This is a genomic window from Jejubacter calystegiae (genome assembly GCF_005671395.1).
GTDB classification, from domain to species: Bacteria; Pseudomonadota; Gammaproteobacteria; order Enterobacterales; family Enterobacteriaceae; genus Jejubacter; species Jejubacter calystegiae.
On record NZ_CP040428.1, the window covers coordinates 2,979,130 to 3,002,919 of the forward strand.

Genomic DNA, 23,790 nt, shown 5'->3' on the forward strand with positions numbered 1-23,790 from the left:
ATGATGTCCTTAGTCCGGGTAGCCCTGAGGATGGCGTGACTGCCAGCGCCAGGTGTCCTGCGCCATTTCGTCCAGAGAGCGAGTGACGCGCCAGTTGAGTTCTTTATCGGCTTTGGTGGCATCGGCCCAGTAGGCGGGCAGATCGCCGTCGCGGCGCGGTGCGAAGTGATAGTTCACCGGTTTTCCGCAGGCCTTACTGAAGGCATTGACCACATCCAGTACGCTGCTGCCGACGCCAGCGCCGAGGTTATAGATATGAACCCCCGCTTTGCCTGCCAGTTTTTCCATGGCGGCCACGTGGCCATCGGCCAGATCCATTACGTGGATATAGTCGCGTACGCCGGTGCCGTCTTCGGTGGGGTAGTCATTACCGAAGATCGACAGAGATTCGCGGCGCCCGACCGCCACCTGGGCGATATACGGCATCAGGTTGTTGGGGATCCCCTGAGGATCTTCGCCCATATCGCCTGACGGATGGGCACCGACCGGATTGAAGTAGCGCAGCAGGGCGATACTCATATCGGGAACGGCTTTCTGCACGTCGGTCAGGATCTGTTCGACCATCAGCTTGCTGCGGCCGTAGGGGCTTGCCGGATGGCCGGTGGGGAAGCTTTCCACATAAGGGATCTTTGGCTGATCGCCATAGACGGTGGCAGAGGAGCTGAAAATGAAGTTGGTGACGCCTGCGGCTTTCATGGCGCTGACCAGTTTCAGGGTGCCGGTAACGTTATTGTCGTAGTATTCCAGCGGTTTCTGGACCGATTCACCCACCGCCTTCAGGCCTGCGAAGTGAATAACGGCTTCAATGCCGTGGTCGTGGAAAACCGTGGTCAGTAACGCTTCATCGCGGATGTCGCCGTCGATAAACAGCGGCGTTTTCCCGCCAAGGCGCTCGATGACCGGCAGTACGCTGCGCTTGCTGTTGCAGAGGTTATCAAGAATCACCACATCGTGACCCTGCAGCAGCAGTTGTACGCAGGTATGGCTGCCAATGTAACCGCTACCACCTGTTACCAGAACTTTCATTTTTTGCTCCATTAGGCTTGGGTTATGAACTAACCATAGCATACCAGAAGGGGCAAAAGTGTGATATGGGCTAAATTAGTGGAATCGTTTACACAGCGATAAGCCTGTCGATGACCGGAAAAAAAGCATTATAAATCAATATCGGAACAGGGCTATTACGGCAAGTCTTAAATATTGGGAGCAGGGCGGAGGAGGCTTCCCCTCCGCAGCGGTTACAGTGCGTCCTGCTGGTAGCGGTAACCGTCGCCGTCGGGCACAAAGCTCAGGCGATGGGTGATACAGGCTGGCGCATCTTCGGCATGGTGCGAGACGAACAGTAACTGGGTTTCCCCTTCGCCGATCAGAATATCCACAAAGCGGCGCACCAGTTGGCGGTTAAGGGGATCCAGCCCCTGTAGCGGCTCATCCAGAATCAGCAGCGTTGGGTGTTTCACCAGGGCTCTGGCGATCAGCACCAGTCGCTGCTGGCCCCAGGAGAGGCTATGGAATGGGGCATTGGCCATGTCGTTATCCATACCCAGCAGGGCCAGCCACTCGCGGGCCAGTTTGTGCTGGCGGTCCGATGCGGCCTGGTAGAGACCGATGGAGTCATACCAGCCGGAAAGCACCACGGTCAGTACCGAAGCGCTGACCCGATACTCCAGGTGCAGGCTGCTGCTGACGTAGCCGATATGCTGTTTGATATCCCAGATAGTTTCACCGCTGCCGCGTCGGCGGCCAAACAGCGTCAGATCGTTGCTGTAGCCCTGGGGATGATCGCCGGTAATCAGGCTGAGCAGCGTCGATTTCCCGGCGCCGTTCGGGCCGATTATCTGCCAGTGCTCGCGCGGGTTCACTGTCCAGTCCAGGTGGTTAATAATCGGGCGATCGTTATATGAAACCACCCCATCGCGCAGGATAATCCGTGGCGCATCGCCGGGGAGCGCCGGGTGTTCTGTAGGATCATCTTTTTCCGGTAGTTGGGTGTCGCTTATTTTTTCGCTCCAGGCCAGCTGGGCGATAAGCGCCCGCTCCAGCAACTGCGCCCGGGGGCCAACGTCATTCAGGGTACAGTCGGCCAGCACGCCAGCGTGCTCTACGAACGGGGGAATATCGTCGAAACGGTTGAGGATTAGCACCAGGGTGTAGCCATGGCCATTAAGCTCCGCCAGCAAATCCGCCAGCTGCTGGCGTGATGCAACATCCAGGCCGTCGAACGGTTCATCGAACACCAGAAGATCCGGCTGAGCCATCAGCGCCCGGCACAGCAGAGTCTTACGGGTTTCGCCGGTGGAAAGATATTTAAAGCGCCTGTCCAGCAGATGGTCAATGCCGAAGCGGCTGGCCAGCTCCCGGGCGCGGGCATCGTCGTGAATCTCGTCCTGGATAATCTCCAGGGCGGTGCGACCGGTATCTTCTTCACCCGGCCCCAGCAGGTCGGTGTTATTGCGCTGCCACTCATCGCTGACCAGCTTTTGTAGCTGTTCGAAAGAAAGACGTACGGTGCGGGTGAAATCCGACTGGTAGTGGCCTGAAAGAAGGGGCTGCTCGCCAGAAAGCGCTCTGGCGAGGGAGGATTTGCCGCTACCGTTAGTGCCGACGAAAGCCCAGCTTTCGCCAGCATGCAGGCGGAGATCGGTAATAGACAGAGTCCGGGTGTCGCTAAGGTGAAACGTGCCTTGCGAAATTTGCAACAAAGACATCTTATATCCCATTTCTTGCAGTAATTAACGACAGGGATACGTGTTGTGGCGCTTAAAGTCAATGTTTGAGTGGAGAGCAGGCGCCGGAATGTTTCTGATACCATATTTCATGAAGCGACGACCCATTCATGGCGATCGCTATTCTACTGAAGTTTGGTCTGAAAAAGTCTGGCCTTTATCCCGTCTCCTCCTCTATACCCACTCTAAATATAAGGTCATAATAATATACCCCTGACAGGGACGACAATATATCAACAAACATCGACAACAACGGGAAACACTATGACACCACAACAAGAAGAAACTGCGGTAAACCCGCTTAAACCAGAACGGGCCGGAATTAAAGGATACCTGGCTTTTTTTCTGACGATTATTTTCTTTTCTGGCATTTTTTCCGCCAGCGATGGCTGGTGGCGCGTTTTTGATTTTACCGTGCTTAATGGTTCATTTGGCCATATCGACAACGGGATCGGCCAGGGGAGCGTGACCTTTCGCGGTTCCGGTGGTGCTGGCGCAAAAGACGGCTTTCTTTTCGCGCTGGAACTGGCGCCGTCTGTCATTCTTTCACTGGGGATCATTTCTGTCACCGATGGCCTGGGAGGGCTGCGTGCTGCGCAACAGCTTATGACCCCCATACTCCATCCTTTGCTTGGCATTCCGGGCATTTGCTCGCTGGCGCTGATTGCAAACCTGCAAAATACGGATGCAGCCGCGGGGATGACGAAAGAGCTGGCCCAGGAGGGGGAAATTACGGAACGGGATAAGGTGATTTTCGCGGCTTACCAGACCAGCGGCAGCGCCATCATTACCAACTATTTCTCTTCAGGTGCGGCAGTCTTTGCTTATCTGGGGACTTCCGTCATCGTACCGTTAGCGGTGATTCTGGTGTTTAAATTTATTGGCGCCAATTTGTTGCGTATATGGATCAATTTCGAAGAACGTCGCCAGCCGGTACAGGGGGAGCCTTCATGACGACCCAGACCCGAAAAAATATTATGGATATGTTTATTGAAGGCGCACGTCGCGGCTTCACGATTGCCACTACCAACCTGTTACCCAATGTCGTGATGGCGTTTGTCATTATTCAGGCGTTAAAAATTACCGGTTTGCTTGACTGGGTGGGACAGGTCTGTCAGCCCATTATGGCGTTCTGGGGGCTTCCCGGCGTTGCGGCGACGGTACTGCTGGCCTCCCTGATGAGTATGGGAGGGGCTGTGGGCGTATCCGCAAGTCTGGTCGTTGCCGGTACGCTGAGTGGTCACGATGTGACAGTCCTGCTGCCTGCCATTTATCTGATGGGCAATCCAGTACAGAACGTTGGCCGCTGTCTGGGGACCGCCGAAGTGAATGCAAGATATTATCCGCACATTATCACGGTCTGCGTCATCAATGCGCTGCTGTCGATGTGGGTTATGCAACTTATTGTTTAGTAAGGAATGATTATGCCTGATCTCTCCACGGCAAATTTTATGCTATTGCAGGGGGCGCATCTGTTTGCCCCAGAAGACCGGGGTATTTGTGATGTTTTACTCGCTGGTGGCAGGATTTTATCCATTGATACGGATATCCCCGCTGGCATTGTGCCTGACTGCACGGTCATTCCCCTCCACGGGCAGATCCTGTGTCCGGGATTTATCGATCAGCATGTTCATCTGATTGGCGGAGGGGGGGAAGCCGGGCCGACAACGCGCACGCCGGAAGTTTCCCTGAGTCGTTTGACGGAAGCCGGGATCACGACGGTCGTCGGCCTGCTTGGCACTGACTCCGTGACCCGCCATCCGGAGTCTCTGTTGGCAAAAACCCGCGCGTTAAATGAAGAGGGTATTACCGCCTGGATGTTAACGGGAGCGTATCATGTTCCGTCACCGACCATTACCGGTTCGGTGGAAAAAGATGTGACGTTAATCGATCGTGTTATTGGGGTGAAATGCGCGGTTTCTGACCATCGTTCAGCGGCGGCAAGCGATGAGCTGTTAGCCAGTATGGCGGCTGAAGCTCGTGTTGGGGGATTACTGGGGGGGAAAGCCGGAGTCAGTGTCTTCCATATGGGAAACAGCAAAAAGGGGCTTAAGCCGCTTTACCACGTTCTGGAAAATAGCGATGTGCCCATTGGCAAGCTGCTTCCCACCCACGTTAATCGCAATGAAGCTCTGTTCGAACAGGCGCTGGAGTTTGCGCTTAAAGGGGGGACTATTGATATCACCAGCGGAATTCCCGGCCCGGTAACGCCTGCAGATGGCATTATTCGCGCCGTTAAAGCGAATATACCGCTGTCCCGCGTTACGCTTAGCTCCGACGGTAATGGCAGTCAGCCGATCTTTGATGCCGGGGGGAATCTGACGGGAATCGGCGTCGCGGGATTTGAAAGTCTGCTCAATACCCTGCGTGAGCTGGTTATTGAGCGTGGACTCTCTCTGGCGGATGCGCTACGTCCTCTGACGACCAGCGTGGCGGGTTTCCTCGGCCTTGTGGGAAAAGGGGAAGTCGCCGTCGGCAATGATGCCGATCTGCTGGTGTTGACGCCGGAGCTACGGATTGATCAGGTTTACGCCCGGGGTAAACGTATGGTCATCCACGGTAAAGCCTGCGTGAAAGGGACTTTTGAGGCTGTATAAGCCGTTGCCCGCCCCATTCGGGGGTGGGCAATACTTTCTGTAGAGGCGTCAGCACAGCGTAGCGATGATCACCTTATCGGCGTTAAAAAATGCTGTTACCTCTTCCCCTTCCTGAAGCTGCTCTTGCGCCACCCGGGCGTTGGGCAGGGTGGCGCACAGCGTCTGTCCGCCAGGCAGGGTGATAAGCGCTTCGGTCTGCTGGGGGCCCTGTTCCATACTGCTCAGGATGCCGGTCAGGCAGTTGTCGGCAGAGGCTGCCTCCTGTGGCTCTCGCGTGACTTCAATCCATGGCGCTTTAATCAGCACCAGCACCTCTTTACCGGTCTCCAGCCCCAGTCGTTCTCCGCTGCGGTGAGTGATCGCGGCGTTAATACGGGTCTTACCATCGGCCAGCAGAATAGCGACATGCTGCTGAATCTGTTGATGGTCGCGGTGTAGCACGGTGCCGAATAGCTGGTTACGGGCGCTGGTTTGCAGTGAAAAGCGTGAAATGGCGGCCAGCAGGCTGTCCAGCGGCAGGGCATCGTCACGCAGTACGTCGAAGGCTTTCTGCTGAATCTGAGCCAGCAGATCGTAAAGCTGCAACAGGCGCTTACCCCGGGAAGTCAGTAGCGCGCCGCCGCCGCCGCGTCCGCCGGTCGCCCGCTCAACCAGCAGTTCGTCGCTAAGCTGATTCATCTCATTAATGGCATCCCAGGCGCTTTTGTAACTGATACCGGCGAGTTTCGCCCCCTGGCTTATCGAACCGGTGTTATCGATCTGCTTCAGTAACGCAATGCGCCGCGGGTCGGCGAACAGCCGTTGCTGGAGTTTCAGCGTTAACAGAATTTCAGCCTGCATAACCTTGTATCCCGATGGGTAAAAGACCATTGTCGCCGATTGGCTTCGGTGGGGCAATTGGCACAAAAGGCAATACCTTTTCTATAAATACCGTTAGAATGGCCACTCACGATATGCTGGAGGCAACCATGTTTGAATTGATTAAAAGCCTGGCGTTCGCTGTTATCATGGTGCCCGTGGTGATGGCTGTCATTCTGGGTCTGATCTACGGTCTTGGAGAAGTGTTTAACATCCTTTCCGCCGTGGGTCACCGCGACGGCCCTTCAAAGCAGAAAAACGCCTGATTTCTCCCAATGCCCGGTTCTTCCGGGCATTATCTTATTCTCGCTCAAGTAAAGTTCAAAAGTGCCGATATCCCCTCTTTGAAAAGCATAGCGCTGTCGCTATATTGACTCCTACATAGCGAAACAGTGGAGAATAACATGGCAATTTCATGGGTACGCCTGGCGCTGGGCGCGGCATTAACCATCGGTGTGGCGGGCCAAAGCGTGGCCGCCGAAAAAATCACGGTCTTTGCGGCAGCGTCTCTGACTAACGCCCTGCAGGATATCGCAGCGCAATATCAGAAAGAGAAGAAGGTGGCGGTCGTGGCCTCTTTCGCCTCCTCCTCGACCCTGGCGCGCCAGATTGAAGCGGGGGCGCCTGCGGACCTCTTTATTTCCGCCGACCAGAAATGGATGGACTACGCGGTAGAGAAAGGCACAATTGATACTGCGACCCGTAGCACGCTGCTGAGTAACAGTCTGGTGGTGGTGGCGCCAAAGGCAAGCGATCGGGCGCCGTTTACGGTGAATGATAAGACCGACTGGGTTAAGCTGCTGGACGGCGGTCGTCTGGCGACCGGCAACCCGGATCACGTGCCGGCAGGCATCTATGCTAAAGAGGCGCTGACCCATCTGGGCGCCTGGCAGGCCCTTGAGCCGAAACTGGCTCCGGCGGAAGACGTGCGTGGCGCGCTGGCGCTGGTAGAGCGCCGTGAAGCGCCGTTGGGTATCGTCTATGGCTCCGATGCCGTCGCCAGCAAAGGGGTTAAGGTGGTGGCGACTTTCCCGGAAGAGAGCCATAAAAAGGTCGAGTACCCGATGGCGGACGTAAAGGGACATAAAAACGCCAGCGTTGAAGGCTTCCGCGAATACCTGAAGGGGCCCGAGGCGTCGGCAATCTTTAAACGTTATGGATTTACAACCCGTTCATGATTTTAAGCGATCCCGAATGGCAGGCGCTGCTATTAAGCCTGCGAGTCTCTTTTCTGGCGGTGTTATTCAGCCTCCCGTTCGGGATTCTGTTCGCCTGGATTCTGGTGCGTTGCCGCTTCCCGGGCAAGGCGCTGCTCGATGGCATCATTCACCTGCCGCTGGTATTGCCGCCGGTGGTGGTCGGCTATCTGCTGCTGGTGGTAATGGGGCGTCACGGTCCGGTGGGCAGCATCCTCTGGGAATGGTTCGGCATCAGCTTTGCCTTTAGCTGGCGCGGCGCGGCGCTGGCTGCGGCGGTGATGTCGTTTCCGCTAATGGTGCGGGCGATCCGGCTGGCGCTGGAAGGGGTGGATATGCGCCTCGAACAGGCGGCGCGTACCCTGGGGGCCGGGCGCTGGCGGGTGTTCTGCACCATTACCCTGCCTTTGACCCTGCCGGGGATTATCGTCGGTACCGTTCTGGCTTTCGCCCGTTCGCTGGGAGAGTTCGGCGCTACCATCACTTTTGTTTCCAATATTCCGGGGGAAACCCGAACCCTGCCATCTGCCATGTACACCCTGATTCAGACCCCGGGAGGGGAGGGTGCCGCTGCGCGTCTGTGCATCATCGCTATTGTGCTGGCGCTGGTTTCGCTACTGGTTTCTGAGTGGCTGGCGCGCCGTAGTCGGCAGCGGATGGGAGGATAGCCATGCTGGAACTCGATTTCGTACAAACCCTTGGCAGCCACCGGTTACAGGTGAATGAAAGCCTGCCCGGCGCGGGGATTACCGCCATATTCGGCGTGTCCGGCGCCGGTAAAACCTCTCTGATTAACGCGATAAGCGGCCTGACCCGCCCCCAGCTGGGGCGCATTGTGCTGAATGGTCGGGTACTGAGCGACTGTGATAACGGCATTTTCCTGGCGCCGGAAAAGCGGCGTATCGGCTATGTCTTTCAGGATGCCCGCCTGTTTCCTCACTACAGGGTGCGGGGCAACCTGCGCTACGGCATGGCGAAAAGCATGGCCGGGCAGTTCGATAAGCTGGTAGCGCTACTGGGCATTGAGCCGTTGCTTGAACGCTTTCCCTGGTCGCTGTCCGGCGGTGAAAAGCAGCGGGTCGCTATTGGTCGGGCGCTGCTGACAGCGCCGGAGCTGCTGCTGCTGGATGAGCCGCTGGCTTCGCTGGATATCCCACGCAAGCGCGAGCTGCTGCCTTATTTGCAGCGTCTGGCTCAGGAAATCCACATTCCGATGCTCTACGTCAGCCACTCGCTGGAAGAGATTCTGCATCTGGCCGATAAAGTGCTGGTGCTGGATAACGGCGAGGTCAGGGCCTTTGGCTCCCTGGAAGAGGTATGGAGCAGCCCGGTCATGCATCCCTGGCTACCCAGGGAGCAGCAGAGCAGCGTGCTGAACGTGAAGGTGCTGGAACACCATGCGCACTACGCCATGACCGCCCTGGCGCTGGGCGATCGCCTGCTATGGGTGAATCGCCTGGAGTTGCCCCCGGGCAGCCCGCTGCGTATTCGCATTAACGCGCAGGACGTTTCGCTGACGCTCCGGCACCCGGAAGGCAGCAGCATTCGCAACATTCTGGCCGCGCGGGTGGAGGAGTGCTACGAAGAAGAAGGTCAGGTGGAAGTGATGCTGAGCGTGGGCGCCCACCGTCTGTGGGCGCGTATCAGCCCCTGGGCCAGGGACGAACTGGATGTCCAGCCGGGGCAGTGGCTCCACGCTCAGATCAAGAGCGTTTCGATTACAGCAGGTAGCGGCGGATAGCGTCGGCGATGCTGTTCTCTTCATTGGTGCCGATGGTGATATCGGCACGCGCCTTAATGGCGTCATCGGCATTGCCCATGGCGAAGCCGATGCCGGCAGGCTCCAGCATACTTAAATCGTTATAGTTATCGCCGAAGGCCACCACCTGGTCCATGGTCATTCCCTGGGACTCCACCCACTGCGCCAGACGTTTGCCTTTACTGTTGCCTGCCTGGGCCACGTCGACCTGATCGTGCCATGACCATTCGCAGGCAAGATTCAGCTCGCCTTCCAGTAGCGCGGTAGTTTCCTGCAACCGGGAAATACTTTCGCCAGTCAGGGCGAATTTCCAGATAGCTTGCGCAGAGCGGGCGGCATCGCGCAGCGAATCAACCTGGCGGAAGGTGGGGCGCTGATCTTCCGGTAGCGACAGGGCCCAGTTGCGGGTGCGTTCCACGTGGCCGGTGGGCGTTTCATACAGCATCTCATCATCCACGTACATCAGGCCATGGATCTGCTGAGATTCCAGCAGATCGAGGGTGGCCAGCGCCTGGCTGGCGCTGAGCGGATCGGCGGCCAGTACCCGCTTAGCCGGATAATCATACAGATAGGTGCCGTTACAGCAGATGGCCGGGGTAGTCAGTTCCAGCGCCCGATAAAAGGGGTGAATGGCAACGTGGTGACGGCCAGTGACGATCAGCACCTGATAGCCCGCCTGCCGGGCCTGCTGTAGCGCTTCCAGCGAAGCGGGAAGAATGGTTTTCTGCGGCGTCAGCAGGGTGCCATCAAGATCGAGCGCGATAATTCGCCTGGTCATAGGAATTCCATGTGTTCGGGAAGCAGAAGCCGCCAGTATGACATACCCGGGTGCCGCTGTGTTATATGGCGCACAGGCGGAAAAACACTCAGAGAGGCGAGTGATAGCAGCACCCCGCATCAGGATATGCTAATTTGTTGATTTGCTATCGCGTAATCCCTGTAGAAGGTGCTCGTTATGAAACAAACTGTCTATATCGCCAGCCCTGAAAGCCATCAGATTCACGTCTGGCGTCTGGAGGATGGCGGCAGTCTGAAGCTGTTGCAGGTGGTGGATGCGCCAGGGCAGGTTCAGCCCATGGTGGTCAGCCCGGATAAAGGCTGGCTCTATGTTGGGGTACGCCCGGAGTTTCGGGTTGTTGCCTACCGGATTGCGCCGGACGACGGCACTCTGAGCGAAGCCGGGGAAGCGCCGCTTCCGGGCAGCCCGACCCATCTGTCCACCGATCATGAAGGGCGCTTCCTGTTCTGCGCCTCTTACAATGCGGGCTGTGTCAGCGTCACTCCCCTGAAAGACGGCCACCCTCAGCCGGTTATCGATAAAGTCGAAGGGCTGGATGGCTGTCATTCCGCCAATATCTCACCGGATAACCGCACCCTGTGGGTTCCGACACTGAAGCAGGATCGCATCTGCCTGTTTACCCTGAGCGATGACGGCTACCTGGCACCTCAGGAGCCTGCGGAGGTGATGACCGTGGAAGGGGCCGGGCCGCGCCATATGGCGTTCCACCCTAACCGTCAGTACGCCTATTGCGTGAACGAACTGAATGGCACCGTGGATGTCTGGGAATTGCGCGATCCGAACGGTGAGATCGAGTGCGTGCAGACTCTGGATATGATGCCGCCGGACTTTGCCGACACCCGCTGGGCCGCGGATATCCATATTACCCCGGACGGCCGTCATCTCTACGCCTGCGACCGTACTGCCAGCATTATCACGGTCTTTAGCGTATCGGAAGATGGCAGTGTGCTGTCGGTAGAAGGCTACCAGCCTACTGAAACCCAGCCGCGCGGCTTTAATATCGACCACAGCGGTAAATATGTGATTGCGGCAGGACAGCAGTCGCACCATATCGCCGTTTACCAGATCGAAGGCGAGCAGGGGCTGCTGAAAGAGCAGAGCCGTTATGCGGTAGGTCAGGGACCGATGTGGGTCACGATTAACGCGTTTTAAAAAGTGGCGTTGTACGGTCTGCATAGCAGGCCGTACGGTTGTGCTATGAGAGAATATAAGCCCTGAGCGTTGTTGTTATTAAATTGAGGAAGTCATGAGCTACGACGAAATTGTAATAACACAATCAATCTGGCCTGCAATATTTTATCATGTGATATCTGTTGCGATTTTTTTTCTGCTGTTTGGTGGGAAAATCCTGGTAATGAAAAAGAAAAATAGATCGTTATTTATATTTTACAGCTTATTAGTTGTTTTTATAGCTTCAATCCAGTTCAGTTTATTTACCCATGGCACTCAATTTGCGAAAAGCTTTCTGCATATCGATCTCAATATCGATGCATATGACTCTGTTGGATATGGAGCGCTTTTTTATGCATTGACCTATCTGTTCGCCATGCCTCGGAATATTTTTGTAAAATATATTTAGTCATTCTAAATGCAGAGGTGCCACTGCTGTTTTAGCGATGGATCGCTTGGGATGCAATCGCTATGGTTGATTCAAATATGCCGGGTCGCACTGAGTTATTATTACAAATGAATTAAGTGGATGTTGGTGTTTCTAAGGCATTGCTTAAGTAGTGAGGTTATTAATTCATTATCAGAATAGCCAGTAGTTAAAACGTTCCAATACTGGATTGGTTGGTAATGTTAAGTTGTGACATTCATCACGAAATCATCTGTGCTTATTTAAAATTTTGCAATAAGTGTTGTAAGGTATTTGGCCATGCATCATAGAGCGTTTTTTAAGTTTCTGGGTGAAACGGGGTTGGAGTATTCTGAGACGTTTGTTTCCTGAGTGAGATTCTTTTTTATGTTTTGTTCTTAATGCAAAGATAGATGGCCAGAAGTTACACCCGTTATCATTGAAGATGTTTGATTTTTCGATAAAAGTGGAACGTGTTAAAGGATTATTGGGAGCGGGTATGGTCACTATCTGTATTGATGGTAAGGGAGAAGTACAAGGATTTTCTGACTGGAAATTATGGCCGGGTAATGAAAGCGGGGAGATTATGCTCACTTGCCATTTCCCCAGTGGAAAAAAATATTCGCGACCCATCTCCGAGTGTCAGATAACGCCAACCAGAATATTGCATAAGGTGCTTCTTGAAAGGAAAGGGAGTTCGGTAATATCTGCGGCTGAACGAGTTGTTATTTACGGAGAAAAATACGCCGTTGTATATTACACTGGAAATAATAAGCCCTATATTATGAAATCAGATGAGCTCGATTTTCAGTCGAGCTCAATGTTTACCCAGGAGGCAGTATTCAGTTATTTTATTCGTATAGCTAAAGAGCGTATTTCTTATGCCAGAGGTAGCAATAAAGCTATTGCTGAAAATGTCCTGCGTCAGATGGAGAAGATCATCCCTCACCCTGATACAGCGTTGTATTCTTATTGTTCAGGGAAAAATAAAGAGCGAGACGCAATAAACAGTTTCATTTTCCCATTTGGCCTCAATGAAAGTCAGTTACTGGCTGTCGAACGCGCATTTTCTTCACAATTTTCGATCATCGAAGGTCCGCCTGGAACAGGTAAAACACAAACTATACTCAATATTATTGCCAATATCCTTATCCAGAATAAAACAGTAGCGATTTTGTCCAATAACAATACAGCGGTAAGCAATGTTTATGAAAAGATGGACAAGCAGGGACTGGGATATCTTATTGCTCGATTGGGAAGTACTGAAAACAAACAAAACTTTTTTTCCTCTCCAGTCCCCCTTCCTGAAAAACAATTGTCACACTCCCTGCCAATCAGTGCTATTGAAGATATATTTCAAAAAGTAAAAATACATCTTAATGCTATCAATCAAATAGCTGCGCTGAATGCGGATATTGATGAGTTGACGATAGAGTATAAATACCTTCAGCAATGGTATAATGAACACAACACTGAAGAGAGTTCAGTTACAAATCATTATCGCTTCTCTTCCCGTAAAACAGTAGATCTACTGGCCTATATGCATTATCTCTCCGAACGGCGGATTGGTCTTAAAAATAGGCTTGATTTGCTGCTAAATTTCAGAATATTGCGAGTCAGGCCGTTAAAAGATCAGGATCAAAGGTCGGCGCTTTTTACTTCTCTCCAGTTGTTTTATTATGAGGAAGCGATCAAAGAAAAAAATGATGTGCTTGCAGAATATAATAAGATATTGATGTCCTCTGATTTTGATGCATTGTTGAAGAAGCTTCAATTATTCTCTATGCATTTCCTGAAGAATCATCTTCAAGAGAATATCTCTGAATCAACATTATTCGATGCTGACTCATACAGAAAAAAATTTGATGATTTTATAAAACGGTTCCCGATTATCGGTAGCAGTACCCATTCGATTGTCAATTCTATTGGGGAAGGCGCGCTCCTTGATTATGTGATCATTGATGAAGCATCGCAGCAAGATATTGTTCCCGGAATTTTGGGATTGGGGTGCGCCCGTAACGTGATTGTTGTGGGAGATCGAAAGCAACTTCCGCATGTTCCAACTGAGCTTCCGGTTAAATCGCCGAAAGAATACTATGATTGTGTTGAATACAGTCTTCTTGACTCTCTATGCATGTTATTCAAGAAAACGGCTCCGGTTACTCTTTTGAAAGAACATTATCGCTGTCATCCTAAAATCATCCAGTTCTGTAATAAGCAGTTTTATAATGGTGAACTGATTCCAATGACGACAGATACAGGAGAAAGTTCGTTATCTTTGGTCGTCACAGCGAAAGGAAACCATACCCGACATTTTTCAAATCTCCGGGAGCTTGAATCCATTGAAGGCCATTACTGGGATGAAAAGAGTAGCAGGGGATATATTGCCCCTTATAATGCACAGGTCAACCTGGCTGAAACAGTGTTACCTGCCGATTTTGTGAAATCTACCGTACATAAGTTTCAGGGGCGAGAATGTGATGAAATTGTGTTCTCTACGGTACTTGACAAAAAACGCAGCAGTCAGTTAAGCAGAAACATTAATTTTGTCGATGACCCCCATTTGATTAATGTTGCGGTATCCAGAGCCAAAAATAAATTTACGCTTGTGACTGGTGATAGCGTCTTTGAAAAACATGGCAAGCATATAGCGGCACTGATTCGTTACATCAGATACTACGCTGAGGATGAAGAGATTTTCGAAAGCCCGGTTATTTCTGCGTTTGATTTACTGTACCGTGAGTATGACAAATCACTGGAGCGATTGAATGCCCGGTTGAATCCGGATGATTCACGTTTTAAATCAGAGCAAATTACAGCCAGATTGTTACGAGATCTCCTTTCACAGGATGCTTACCAGAGTGTAATGTTCCATTCACAGATAGCACTGAAGCAACTGGTATCTGTAGATCATGGCGATTTTACAGTTCGTGAATTGTCTTTTATACGTAACCGGGCCAGCTGCGATTTTGTTCTTTATTACAAGGTCGGGAAAACACCTCTGGCTGTTATTGAGGTGGATGGAGGATATCATCTACAGGGGAGTCAGATTGAACGGGATGAGCTTAAAAACAACATACTGGCAAAATGTGGTTTACCTTTGCTCAGGCTGCGCACCATTGACAGTAATATAGAAGGGAAACTGGCTGAATTTCTGACGTGGGTATTAGGCCAAAAAACAAGTGTGCAAATATAAAAAGAGCGATTTTTCGAATTAGCCAGCCAGGCTCATTAAGAAAAAGAAAGGCGCCATATCCGGCGCCTCTGTTATTTTAGCGATTACTCGCTACCTTCACCGCTGTTCTGGTATTCCCACAGTCGGTTAAAGTTAGGATCGTTCAGATCGCGTTTGATATTACCGTCGTCGTCTTTACCCTCACCGGCGTTACCGGCATAGGCGCGGCCAGATTCGGCGGCGTCGCCCCAAGGCTGGTCGCGGTTAAAGCCGGCGTTGATGGTGCTGTTGCGGATAACGACCTGACCGTTGGCCTTGCCGCCCAGGTCCCATGAACGACCCAGTTGTGCCACACCCTCACCATCGGCGGTGAGGCGGCTGTTTTCCACCAGGAACCCGTAGTACATATTGGCCTGAGTTGCCGGTGCGAACACCCACCCCTGTTTCTGGGTACGAGAGTTCACCAGCCGGAAGTCGGTTTTATCGAACACGACCGCGCCGCGGCCCGCCACCATATCGACATCCCCTTCAATATAGCTATTGGTGACCAGAGTGCGGGTCAGGCGGTTATCCATCATTCGGTTGTTCAGGTCGCTGTTGGTGACCAGCAGGGTATTCTGACGACCGAGAATATTGACGTGGTCGATCTGTACTTTATCGCCATCGCTGCGCAGCGCTACCGCCCGGTGATCGCCTTCGCCTACGGCATCACCCAGGGTGTTCTGAATGGTCAGGTTTTTCAGCTGCAGGCCGTTGTTCTGCGACCAGAACACGGCGGAACACATAATGCCGACGTTGCCTTCGCGGCGGTTCTGGCAGTTGTCGAACATATACCAGGCCGGTTTGCCGGGCATATATTTACCGCCGGGGTTGACCGCGTGGCGCCAGGTGATGGCATCAATCTCGGAATCCAGGGACATACCAATCTTCACATCAGCGGGATTATTGCCGGTGCCGTAAAGGGTCAGGCTACCGGAGCCCGCCGGAATATAGACGGTGCCGCTATATTCGCCGGGCTGGATGGCAATGTACTGACGGCGGCTGGAATGTTTCGCCATCGCGGCATCCACCGCGGCCTGAATGCTGGTATGGGTCACCCCTTCACCGTTCGCCTGGCCAACCACGAAGTCAGGGGACTGAGGGATGGCGATACTGGACGGAGACCAGGGGGCTGAATCCGGTGATATATCAGAGAAGTAGCGCTGCTGGGTAAAGTTCTTTGCTTCCCCGGCGGAAAGAATGGGGCGCGCCTGGCTGCCCGGCGCTTCCTGGTTGGAGCTGGTGCCGGAAGAACTACAGGCGCTCAGCGTTACGCCAACGGCCAGCGCCAGCGCCAGGCGGGATAGCGAAAAGGTTTTCAAGGGTTGCTCCTTGCTTACAGGTGACGAATAACTTTCCTGCCTGGTGTCGGTCCGCAACTACGGGGGAGGGCAGGATTCATTATCAGAAACCTGCCTTTTTATACTAACTTGAGCGAAACGGGAAGCCGATTTTAGCGCTGTCCCCTGGAATGGCGCTAAATGTACCGGGCGGTCAGGCTTGCCTGGCCCAGAGAATGGAAGTGAACGTTAAAGCCCACCATGGCGCCGCTGGCGTTTTCATCCACCTCGATGGCCGGGACATCCAGCGCGTGAACGGTAAAAATGTAGCGGTGGCTTTCACCCGCAGGCGGTGCCGCGCCGCCGTAGCCCGCAGTGCCAAAGTCGGTGCGGGTCTGAATCGCGCCCTGGGGCAGCGTGGCCGAACCAGACCCGACGCCGCGCGGCAGCTCGCGGACATCGGCTGGCAGATTGGCCACCACCCAGTGCCACCAGCCGGAACCGGTAGGCGCATCGGGGTCAAAACAGGTTACTACAAAGCTTTTAGTGCCGTCCGGTACCTCATCCCACGCAAGATGGGGAGAGAGATTCTCGCCGCTGTAGCCCATGCCGTTGAAGACGTGGCGTTCCGGCAGCTTTGCGCCGTCGTTAATATCCTCACTCGTGAGTTCCATGTGGGCTCCTTGTTACAATCAGAGTTTTAATAACTTTAGTAGCTCTTGTGCGGCAGCGACTGAAGAGGCCGGGTTCTGCCCGGTCACCAGATGGCCGTCAGCGATGGCGAAAGCCCCCCAGTCGTCGGTGCGTTCAAACAGGCCGCCTGCCTGTTTTAACGCATCTTCCACCAGAAAGGGAACCACCTGGCTCAGGCCGACCGCCTCTTCTTCGCTGTTGGTGAAACCGGTGACGCGCTTACCTTCCACCAGCGGCGAGCCGTCGGGCTTACGCGCCCTGTACAGCACGCCGGGGGCGTGGCAAACGGCTGCGACCGGTTTGCCCGCCGCCCAGAACTGCTCAATCAGGGCGAGAGAGTCGGGATCCTGGGCCAGGTCCCAGAGCGGGCCGTGGCCACCGGGATAAAATACGGCATCATAGTCCTGCGGGCGAATAGCATTCAGCTTGCGGGTACCTGCCAGGGCGGCTTTGGCCTCCTGATCGGCCCGGAAGCGACGGGTATCTTCGGTTTGGGAATCCGGCTCGTCGCTTTTGGGATCGAGCGGCGGCTGACCGCCTGCGGGAGAGGCCAGGGTAATCGCCAGTCCGGCGTCAAGAAAGACATAGAAGGGGGCGGCAAACTCTTCCAGCCAGAAGCCGGTCTTTTTGCCGGTATCCCCCAGTTTATCGTGCGAGGTTAGCACCATAAGTATTTTCATTGTGTCCTCCCGGTTGATGACGACTGCCTGAAGTGTAGTGCATCCGCCGGGAGTGAGTGCCTTAGCGCTGGAAAAGCGCTGGCTGACGCAGCGCCGCGGCTATCGCGTCTGTCAGGCGGGTAAGCTGCTCCGGGGTGATGACATAGGGGGGCATCAGGTAGATCAGGCGTCCGAAGGGGCGGATCCAGACGCCGGATTCCACAAAGAAGCGCTGTAGCGCCGCCATATTGGCCGGGGAGTGGGTCTCTACCACGCCAATGGCGCCAAGCACCCGCACGTCTGCCACTTCCGGCTCATCGCATAGCGGCAGCAGGGCCTGACGCAACTGCGTCTCGATAGCCGCCACCTGACTCTGCCAGTCGCCCTGTTCCAGCAGCGCCAGGCTTTCACAGGCTACCGCACAGGCCAGCGGATTGCCCATAAAGGTGGGGCCGTGCATAAAGCAGCCTGCCTCTCCGTTGCTGATGGTTTCCGCCACGTGACGGGTGGTCAGGGTGGCGGAAAGCGTCATGGTGCCGCCGGTCAACGCTTTGCCCAGGCACAGAATATCGGCGCTGATATCGGCATGTTCGCAGGCAAACAGCTTACCGGTACGCCCGAAGCCGGTGGCGATTTCGTCGGCAATCAGCAGTATTCCTTCGCGGTCGCACAGGCGGCGAATCTGACGCAGCAGTTCGGGGTGCCACATCCGCATGCCGCCTGCGCCCTGGACTACCGGCTCCAGAATGACGGCGGCAATCTCATGGCGATGGGCGGCCATCAGGCGGGCGAATGCCGCCAGATCGCGCTCGTCCCATTCGCCGTCGAAGCGGCTCTGGGGCGCCGGGGCAAACAGATTTTCCGGCAGATAGCCGCGCCACAGGCTGTGCATCGAATTATCCGGGTCGCAGACCGACATCGCCCCAAAAGTGTCGCCATGGTAGCCGTTACGCAGGGTGAGGAAGCGTTGACGCGACTCGCCCTTCGCCTGCCAGTACTGAAGCGCCATTTTCATCGCCACTTCCACCGCCATCGAACCGGAATCCGCCAGGAAAACGCACTCCAGCGCGTCGGGCGTCATCGCCACCAGGCGGCGGCACAGATCCACCGCCGCCGGGTGGGTAATGCCGCCAAACATCACGTGGGACATCTGCGCCATCTGGCGCTCAAGGGCGGCATTGAGCCGCGGGTGATTGTAGCCGTGAATCGCGGCCCACCAGGAGGACATGCCATCCACCAGCCGTTCGCCGCTGGCAAGCTCCAGCTCGCAACCCCGGGCGGCGACAACGGGCCAGGTGGGCAGCGGCTGGCTCATGGAGGTGTAGGGGTGCCAGATATGCTGGCGGTCGAATTCGAGATCGGCAGGGGTCATAAGCAAACTTGTAAACCAATTTAAAAAGATTTAGGTTTACAAGGATAACCAAAAACCGAAATAAACAACACCCCCATTGGAGAGGCTCATGACTCATCCCGCTCGCTGGACAATGGAGCAGGTTAACGCCCTGTTCGATAAACCCTTTCTGGATCTGCTGTTCGAAGCGCAGCAGGTACATCGCCAGCATTTCGACCCGCGTCAGGTGCAGGTGAGCACGCTGTTGTCGATTAAGACCGGCGCCTGCCCCGAAGACTGTAAATACTGCCCCCAGAGCGCGCGCTACAAAACCGGGCTGGAGGCGGAAAAGCTGATGGAGGTCGAACAGGTACTGACCTCTGCCCGCCAGGCGCGGGATGCCGGATCCACCCGTTTCTGCATGGGGGCGGCGTGGAAAAACCCTAACGATCGCGATATGCCATACCTTGAGCAGATGGTTCAGGGGGTGAAGGCGCTGGGTATGGAAACCTGCATGACGCTGGGAACCCTCAGCGACGAACAGGCCCAGCGGCTGGCGGGCTCCGGTCTGGATTATTACAACCACAACCTGGACACCTCGCCGGAGTTCTACGGCAATATCATCACGACCCGCAGCTATCAGGAGCGGCTGGACACCCTTGATCGGGTACGAGACGCCGGGATCAAAGTGTGTTCTGGCGGTATTGTCGGCCTGGGGGAAACGGTGAAAGACAGAGCCGGTCTGCTGTTACAGTTGGCGAATCTACCCACGCCCCCGGAAAGCGTGCCGATCAACATGCTGGTGAAGGTGAAGGGGACGCCGCTGGCGGAAAACGACGATGTCTGCCCTTTCGATTTTATTCGTACCATCGCCGTGGCGCGCATCATGATGCCGCGTTCTTACGTGCGTTTGTCTGCCGGTCGCGAACAGATGAACGAACAGACTCAGGCTATGTGTTTTATGGCCGGGGCCAACTCGATTTTCTATGGCTGCAAGCTGCTCACCACTCCTAATCCGGAAGAGGATAAAGATCTGCTGCTGTTCCGCAAATTGGGGCTGAATCCGCAGTCGCACGGCGTGGAAGCGGGTGATAACGAACAGCAGGAGCAGTTGACCCGCCAGATCGAACGCGCTGACGCCAGCGCTCCCTGGTACGACGCGGCTGCGCTATGAGCTGGTCGCAGCGCATCGATGCCGCGCTTGATGAACGACGCGCCGCTGATAGCTTCCGGGTTCGGCAGTCGCTGAGCGGCGGCAATGGTCGGCTGTTGCAGATGGGAGAGCGCCAGTGGCGCAACTTTTCCAGTAACGACTATCTGGGGCTGAGCCGCCATCCGGAAATCATTGCCGCCTGGCAGGATGGCGCGGCGCGCTACGGCGTGGGGAGCGGTGGTTCCGGCCACGTTACCGGCTACAGCGAAGCCCACGAAACCCTGGAGCGGGAACTGGCCGACTGGCTGGGCTATCCGCGCGCGTTGCTGTTTATCTCTGGTTTTGCCGCTAATCAGGCGGTGATAAGCGCGCTGGCCCGCAGGGAGGATCGGCTGGTGGCGGATCGATTGAGCCACGCCTCGCTGCTGGAAGCGGCGAGCCTGAGCCCGGCGCAGCTACGGCGCTTTCCCCATAACGATATGGCGGCGTTAAGCCGTCTGCTGGCCGCTCCCTGCGCCGGTCAGCAACTGGCGATCACCGAAGGGATCTTCAGTATGGACGGTGACCGCGCGCCGCTGGCGGAGGTTCACGCTATCACCCAGGCCAGCGGTAGCTGGCTGATGGTGGACGATGCCCACGGCACTGGCGTTATCGGGGAGCAGGGGCGCGGCAGCTGTCATCAGGCCGGGATTCAGCCCGAACTGCTGGTAGTGACCTTCGGCAAGGCCTTTGGCGTAAGCGGTGCGGCGGTGCTGTGCAGCGAGTCGGTTGCCGATTATCTGCTGCAGTTCGCCCGTCATCTGATTTACAGCACCGCCATGCCGCCCGCCCAGGCCCAGGCGTTATCGGCGTCGCTTGCGATAATCCGATCGCCGCAGGGAGACACGCTGCGTCGGCACTTGCAGCGTCTGACTGCCCGCTTTCGGGCCGGAGCGGCAGGGTTGCCGTTTCAGCTCGCGGCATCGGAAACGGCCATCCAGCCGCTGATTGTCGGCGATAACGGTCGCGCATTGCGACTGGCTCAGCGCCTGCGTGAACGCGGATTCTGGTGCTGCGCGATTCGTCCACCAACGGTGCCTGTCGGGACTGCGCGGCTGCGGCTGACCCTGAGCGCGGCCCATCAGGAACAGGATATCGATGCGTTACTGGAGGCGCTGAATGACTGCCGTGAATAAACAGGCCGTGGCCGGCGCCTTCGGGCGGGCGGCCGCCACCTACGACCGATTTGCCGAACTGCAGCGTCTTAGTGGTCATCGGCTGATGCAGGAAGCCGGAGAGCGGACCCCGGACCGGGTGCTTGATGCCGGTTGCGGTACCGGTTTTTTCAGTCACCTCTGGCGCCAGCGCGGCAGTCAGGTGATTGCCCTGGACCTGGCTCCGGCCATGCTGACCCGGGTGCGGGCCTGCGAGGCGGCTCACCATTGCGTGCAGGGTGATATCGAGGCGTTACCGCTGGCGACTGATAGCGTCGAACTTGCGTGGAGCAGCCTGGCGGTGCAGTGGTGCAGCTCCCTCTCCCGCGGCCTGTCGGAGCTGAAGCGGGTGACACGTCCCGGAGGTCGGGTGCTGTTCAGCACTCTGTGCGACGGCTCGCTGCCGGAGCTGCATCAGGCGTGGCGGGCGGTGGATAGCCAGCGCCACGCCAATCGCTTCCTGACCGCCGGGCAGATTGCGCGTGCGGCTGACGCGCCCGGTATGCGCTGGTTCTGCGAGACGGTCAGGCTGCATTTTGCCGATCCGCTCAGCGCCATGCGTTCGCTTAAGGGCATTGGTGCCACCCATCTGCACGACGGCCGTACCGCCCGAACCCTGACCCGTAGCCAGCTTAAGGCGCTGACCCTGGCCTGGCCGCAGCATGAGGGACAATTTCCTCTGAGTTATCAACTGTTTTATGGAGTGATCGAGAAGTGATTAAGCGCTGGTTTGTAACCGGAACCGATACCGAAGTGGGAAAAACTGTCGCCAGCTGCGCGCTGTTACAGGCCGCCGCCCGGGCGGGCTGGCGCACGGCGGGCTATAAACCGGTGGCGTCCGGAAGCCGGATGACCAGTGAGGGGGTACGTAATGGCGATGCTCTGGCCCTGCAGCGTCACAGTACCCTGACGCTGGACTATGCCCAGGTGAATCCGCTGGCGTTTCTGGAGCCGACCTCGCCGCATATCGTAAGCTCAGAAGAGGGCAGGCCTATTGAATTCAGCCAGCTTTCCGCCGGGCTGCGTGTTCTGGAGCAGCAGGCCGACTGGGTACTGGTGGAAGGTGCCGGGGGCTGGTTTACGCCACTGTCTGAACGCCGCTATTTTTCCGACTGGGTCGTGGAAGAGCAACTGCCGGTCATTCTGGTGGTGGGGATTAAGCTTGGCTGCATCAACCATGCGCTGCTGACCGCCGCCGCGGTGCAGAGCGCCGGGCTGCGGCTGGCGGGCTGGGTCGCCAATAATGTTCAGCAACCCGGCCGCCGCCATGCGGAATACCTTGCCACGCTGCGCGAGCGGTTGCCCGCGCCGATGCTTGGCGAGATCCCCTGGCTTACGGATCCTGCCGTACCTGGCGACCGGTGGCTCGATCTGACCCTGCTTGACGCCTAAGGCGCCATCCAGCCCAGTAGTCGTTCATCCAGTTGACCTGGCCTGCCCTGGGCCAGGTTACGGCCGCGATGCAGTAGACAGAAACGATCCGCCACTTTGCGGATGAACGACAGGCTGCACTCGGCCATCAGAATCGTCATTCCAAACTCCTGAACCAGCCGTTTCACCAGCAGCGCCATCTCTTCCAGCGGCGTTTGCGGGTGTGCGCTCAGAGGCTCATCCAGAATCAGCAGCCGTGGAGCAGTGACCAGCGCCAGAGCTAACGACAGCTGCTGTTGCAGCACACCAGGCAGCGCGCTGGCGCGCAGATGTCGGATGGCATAAAGCGCCGGAAACAGGGTGTCGATCAGCGGCGGAATGGCGCGGGGAGCGGTATTCACCGCTCTGTGCGCGATATGCAGATTCTCCTCGACCGAAAGCTGAGTAAACAGCCGCCGACCCTGGGGCAGGTAGCCAATGCCCAGTGCCGCCCTGCGTGCGACCGACATATTACGCAAATCCTCCGGCGGACCACCGGGGGCATGCCAGAGCAGGGTGCCGCTCTGTACCGGCAGGTGGCCGGTGATACAGTTGGCCAGGGTGGTTTTACCCGCGCCCGGCTCGCCTAACAGACAGGTGCACTCTCCCGGCGCCAGCTCCAGATCCACATTCCATAATACGTGGCGCTCACCGTAAAACTGATTCACTGCGCGTACACTCAACATGGCTCACTCCTCCGCCTGGGTTATCGGCCACCGCGTGCGCGGCTATCAGGAACCATTGCAAATCGCTTGCCAGCTATTTCAATGAGCGGAAAGAGCAGACACCCGCTAAAAAAACGGATAAGACGCTGCAATGCAGAGTTTTACTCTGCTGGCTGGGGCGTCAGCCTGCACTTCACCGGTGCCGGGGGGCTCGCCCTTTTGGTGCAGAAAGGGGACTTTATGGTGCCAGACTGGAATGTGCCTCGGACGGTTTAAGAGAGAAAAAAAAGCGCAAAACTTTTTTTTGCGGCCTGACACACACAAATCAGGGCTTTTGGACAGACGGCATGGTCTGTGGGCCTGGAGCAGTTATCCACTATTCCTGTGGATAACCTTGTGCATTAGAGTTAGAAAACCTGCGGTAAGCAAGAAAAGACGCGGTCCGCGCCTGAATTGGTGTCAAAGCCGCCTTTATTTAAAAATTAATTTATTTCAACGAGTTAAATAAAATCAATCCTTGTCATAAAACTGCCATCTCAGGAAATAAAACTTTCATCGCCTTGCTTGACAAATGTTAAAACTTACCCGCTCTCTGGGGATAACCGAAATCGCCAGGTTAAATCATCCGATGCGGCGGCCAAACGGCAGATTTTTACCGGTGAATCGGTGTGAAGAGGGGTGA

General features: G+C 55.8%; 23 protein-coding genes. 14 read left to right on the top strand and 9 right to left on the bottom strand.

Annotation, left to right across the window (positions count from 1 at the left end; translation table 11 throughout):
* Nucleotides 1-9: 9 nt before the first annotated feature.
* Complete coding sequence (galE, locus tag FEM41_RS13655) at nt 10-1,026, bottom strand: UDP-glucose 4-epimerase GalE (protein WP_138096485.1); 1,017 nt, start codon at nt 1,024-1,026, stop codon at nt 10-12.
* Between the two features lie 212 nt (nt 1,027-1,238).
* Complete coding sequence (gene modF / locus FEM41_RS13660) at nt 1,239-2,708, bottom strand: molybdate ABC transporter ATP-binding protein ModF (RefSeq protein ID WP_138096486.1); 1,470 nt, start codon at nt 2,706-2,708, stop codon at nt 1,239-1,241.
* 282 nt (nt 2,709-2,990) lie between these two features.
* Here modF and FEM41_RS13665 point away from each other — a divergent pair, with 282 nt between their 5' ends.
* The 3 genes from FEM41_RS13665 to iadA are packed head-to-tail and all read left to right on the top strand — an operon-like array spanning nt 2,991 to nt 5,323.
* Complete coding sequence (locus FEM41_RS13665) at nt 2,991-3,680, top strand: nucleoside recognition domain-containing protein (RefSeq protein ID WP_138096487.1); 690 nt, start codon at nt 2,991-2,993, stop codon at nt 3,678-3,680.
* A complete protein-coding gene (locus FEM41_RS13670; RefSeq protein WP_138096488.1) occupies nt 3,677-4,138 on the top strand; it encodes a YjiG family protein in 462 nt (153 codons plus the stop codon). The genes FEM41_RS13665 and FEM41_RS13670 overlap by 4 nt, the downstream gene beginning before the upstream one ends.
* Before the next feature lie 12 nt (nt 4,139-4,150).
* Entirely contained in the window at nt 4,151-5,323 is a 1,173-nt protein-coding gene (gene iadA, locus FEM41_RS13675; protein ID WP_138096489.1) for a beta-aspartyl-peptidase, read from the top strand.
* A 48-nt stretch (nt 5,324-5,371) separates the two neighbouring features.
* Here iadA and modE read toward each other — a convergent pair whose 3' ends face one another.
* Entirely contained in the window at nt 5,372-6,163 is a 792-nt protein-coding gene (gene modE, locus FEM41_RS13680; protein WP_138096490.1) for a molybdenum-dependent transcriptional regulator, read from the bottom strand.
* 128 nt (nt 6,164-6,291) lie between these two features.
* Between modE and FEM41_RS13685 the strand changes: the two genes are divergently transcribed.
* The 4 genes from FEM41_RS13685 to modC all read left to right on the top strand — a co-directional run bounded on the left by FEM41_RS13685 (nt 6,292) and on the right by modC (nt 9,118).
* Nucleotides 6,292-6,447, top strand: coding sequence for an AcrZ family multidrug efflux pump-associated protein (locus FEM41_RS13685; RefSeq protein ID WP_138096491.1), 156 nt, complete (start codon nt 6,292-6,294; stop codon nt 6,445-6,447).
* A 138-nt stretch (nt 6,448-6,585) separates the two neighbouring features.
* On the top strand, nt 6,586-7,359 hold the full coding sequence (gene modA, locus FEM41_RS13690) for a molybdate ABC transporter substrate-binding protein (RefSeq protein ID WP_138096492.1): 774 nt from the start codon (nt 6,586-6,588) through the stop codon (nt 7,357-7,359).
* Complete coding sequence (gene modB / locus FEM41_RS13695) at nt 7,356-8,045, top strand: molybdate ABC transporter permease subunit (protein ID WP_138096493.1); 690 nt, start codon at nt 7,356-7,358, stop codon at nt 8,043-8,045. Before modA ends, modB begins: the two co-directional genes overlap by 4 nt.
* Nucleotides 8,046-8,047: 2 nt before the next feature.
* Nucleotides 8,048-9,118 (top strand): molybdenum ABC transporter ATP-binding protein ModC, encoded by a 1,071-nt coding sequence (gene modC, locus FEM41_RS13700; protein ID WP_138096494.1) that lies wholly within the window; start codon nt 8,048-8,050, stop codon nt 9,116-9,118.
* Here modC and FEM41_RS13705 read toward each other — a convergent pair.
* Nucleotides 9,096-9,914 (bottom strand): pyridoxal phosphatase, encoded by an 819-nt coding sequence (locus FEM41_RS13705; RefSeq protein WP_138096495.1) that lies wholly within the window; start codon nt 9,912-9,914, stop codon nt 9,096-9,098. The genes modC and FEM41_RS13705 overlap by 23 nt on opposite strands.
* 177 nt (nt 9,915-10,091) lie before the next feature.
* On the opposite strand from FEM41_RS13705, the gene pgl reads away from it, so the two are divergent.
* From pgl to FEM41_RS13720, 3 genes are all read left to right on the top strand, one after another.
* Nucleotides 10,092-11,087: a 6-phosphogluconolactonase gene (gene pgl / locus FEM41_RS13710; RefSeq protein WP_138096496.1), complete on the top strand. Its 996-nt coding sequence runs from the start codon at nt 10,092-10,094 to the stop codon at nt 11,085-11,087.
* A gap of 94 nt (nt 11,088-11,181) precedes the next feature.
* Nucleotides 11,182-11,514 carry a hypothetical protein gene (locus tag FEM41_RS13715; protein WP_138096497.1) on the top strand — a complete coding sequence of 111 codons (333 nt, stop codon included), beginning with the start codon at nt 11,182-11,184 and terminating at the stop codon, nt 11,512-11,514.
* A gap of 496 nt (nt 11,515-12,010) precedes the next feature.
* Nucleotides 12,011-14,707, top strand: coding sequence for an AAA domain-containing protein (locus FEM41_RS13720; protein WP_138099201.1), 2,697 nt, complete (start codon nt 12,011-12,013; stop codon nt 14,705-14,707).
* A gap of 83 nt (nt 14,708-14,790) precedes the next feature.
* On the opposite strand, the gene FEM41_RS13725 is transcribed toward FEM41_RS13720, so the two are convergent.
* From FEM41_RS13725 to bioA, 4 genes are all read right to left on the bottom strand, one after another.
* Nucleotides 14,791-16,047, bottom strand: coding sequence for a putative acyl-CoA thioester hydrolase (locus tag FEM41_RS13725; protein WP_138096498.1), 1,257 nt, complete (start codon nt 16,045-16,047; stop codon nt 14,791-14,793).
* Nucleotides 16,048-16,202: 155 nt separating this feature from the next.
* Nucleotides 16,203-16,679 (bottom strand): kinase inhibitor, encoded by a 477-nt coding sequence (locus tag FEM41_RS13730; protein ID WP_138096499.1) that lies wholly within the window; start codon nt 16,677-16,679, stop codon nt 16,203-16,205.
* Nucleotides 16,680-16,697: 18 nt separating this feature from the next.
* The gene (locus FEM41_RS13735) at nt 16,698-17,378 is read right to left on the bottom strand and encodes a type 1 glutamine amidotransferase domain-containing protein (protein ID WP_138096500.1); all 681 of its coding nucleotides are present in this window, start codon (nt 17,376-17,378) and stop codon (nt 16,698-16,700) included.
* Nucleotides 17,379-17,439: 61 nt separating this feature from the next.
* Nucleotides 17,440-18,729: an adenosylmethionine--8-amino-7-oxononanoate transaminase gene (bioA, locus tag FEM41_RS13740; RefSeq protein ID WP_138096501.1), complete on the bottom strand. Its 1,290-nt coding sequence runs from the start codon at nt 18,727-18,729 to the stop codon at nt 17,440-17,442.
* Between the two features lie 88 nt (nt 18,730-18,817).
* Here bioA and bioB point away from each other — a divergent pair, with 88 nt between their 5' ends.
* The 4 genes from bioB to bioD are packed head-to-tail and all read left to right on the top strand — an operon-like array spanning nt 18,818 to nt 22,425.
* Nucleotides 18,818-19,861 (top strand): biotin synthase BioB, encoded by a 1,044-nt coding sequence (gene bioB / locus FEM41_RS13745; RefSeq protein ID WP_138096502.1) that lies wholly within the window; start codon nt 18,818-18,820, stop codon nt 19,859-19,861.
* Nucleotides 19,858-21,015, top strand: a complete 1,158-nt coding sequence (bioF, locus tag FEM41_RS13750; protein ID WP_138096503.1) for an 8-amino-7-oxononanoate synthase — start codon at nt 19,858-19,860, stop codon at nt 21,013-21,015. Before bioB ends, bioF begins: the two co-directional genes overlap by 4 nt.
* A complete protein-coding gene (bioC, locus tag FEM41_RS13755) occupies nt 20,999-21,751 on the top strand; it encodes a malonyl-ACP O-methyltransferase BioC (protein ID WP_138096504.1) in 753 nt (250 codons plus the stop codon). Before bioF ends, bioC begins: the two co-directional genes overlap by 17 nt.
* Nucleotides 21,748-22,425 carry a dethiobiotin synthase gene (gene bioD, locus FEM41_RS13760; RefSeq protein WP_196240462.1) on the top strand — a complete coding sequence of 226 codons (678 nt, stop codon included), beginning with the start codon at nt 21,748-21,750 and terminating at the stop codon, nt 22,423-22,425. Before bioC ends, bioD begins: the two co-directional genes overlap by 4 nt.
* Here bioD and FEM41_RS13765 read toward each other — a convergent pair.
* Nucleotides 22,422-23,129: an ABC transporter ATP-binding protein gene (locus FEM41_RS13765; RefSeq protein ID WP_138096505.1), complete on the bottom strand. Its 708-nt coding sequence runs from the start codon at nt 23,127-23,129 to the stop codon at nt 22,422-22,424. The two genes, bioD and FEM41_RS13765, sit on opposite strands and share 4 nt — an antisense overlap.
* Nucleotides 23,130-23,790: the final 661 nt, after the last annotated feature.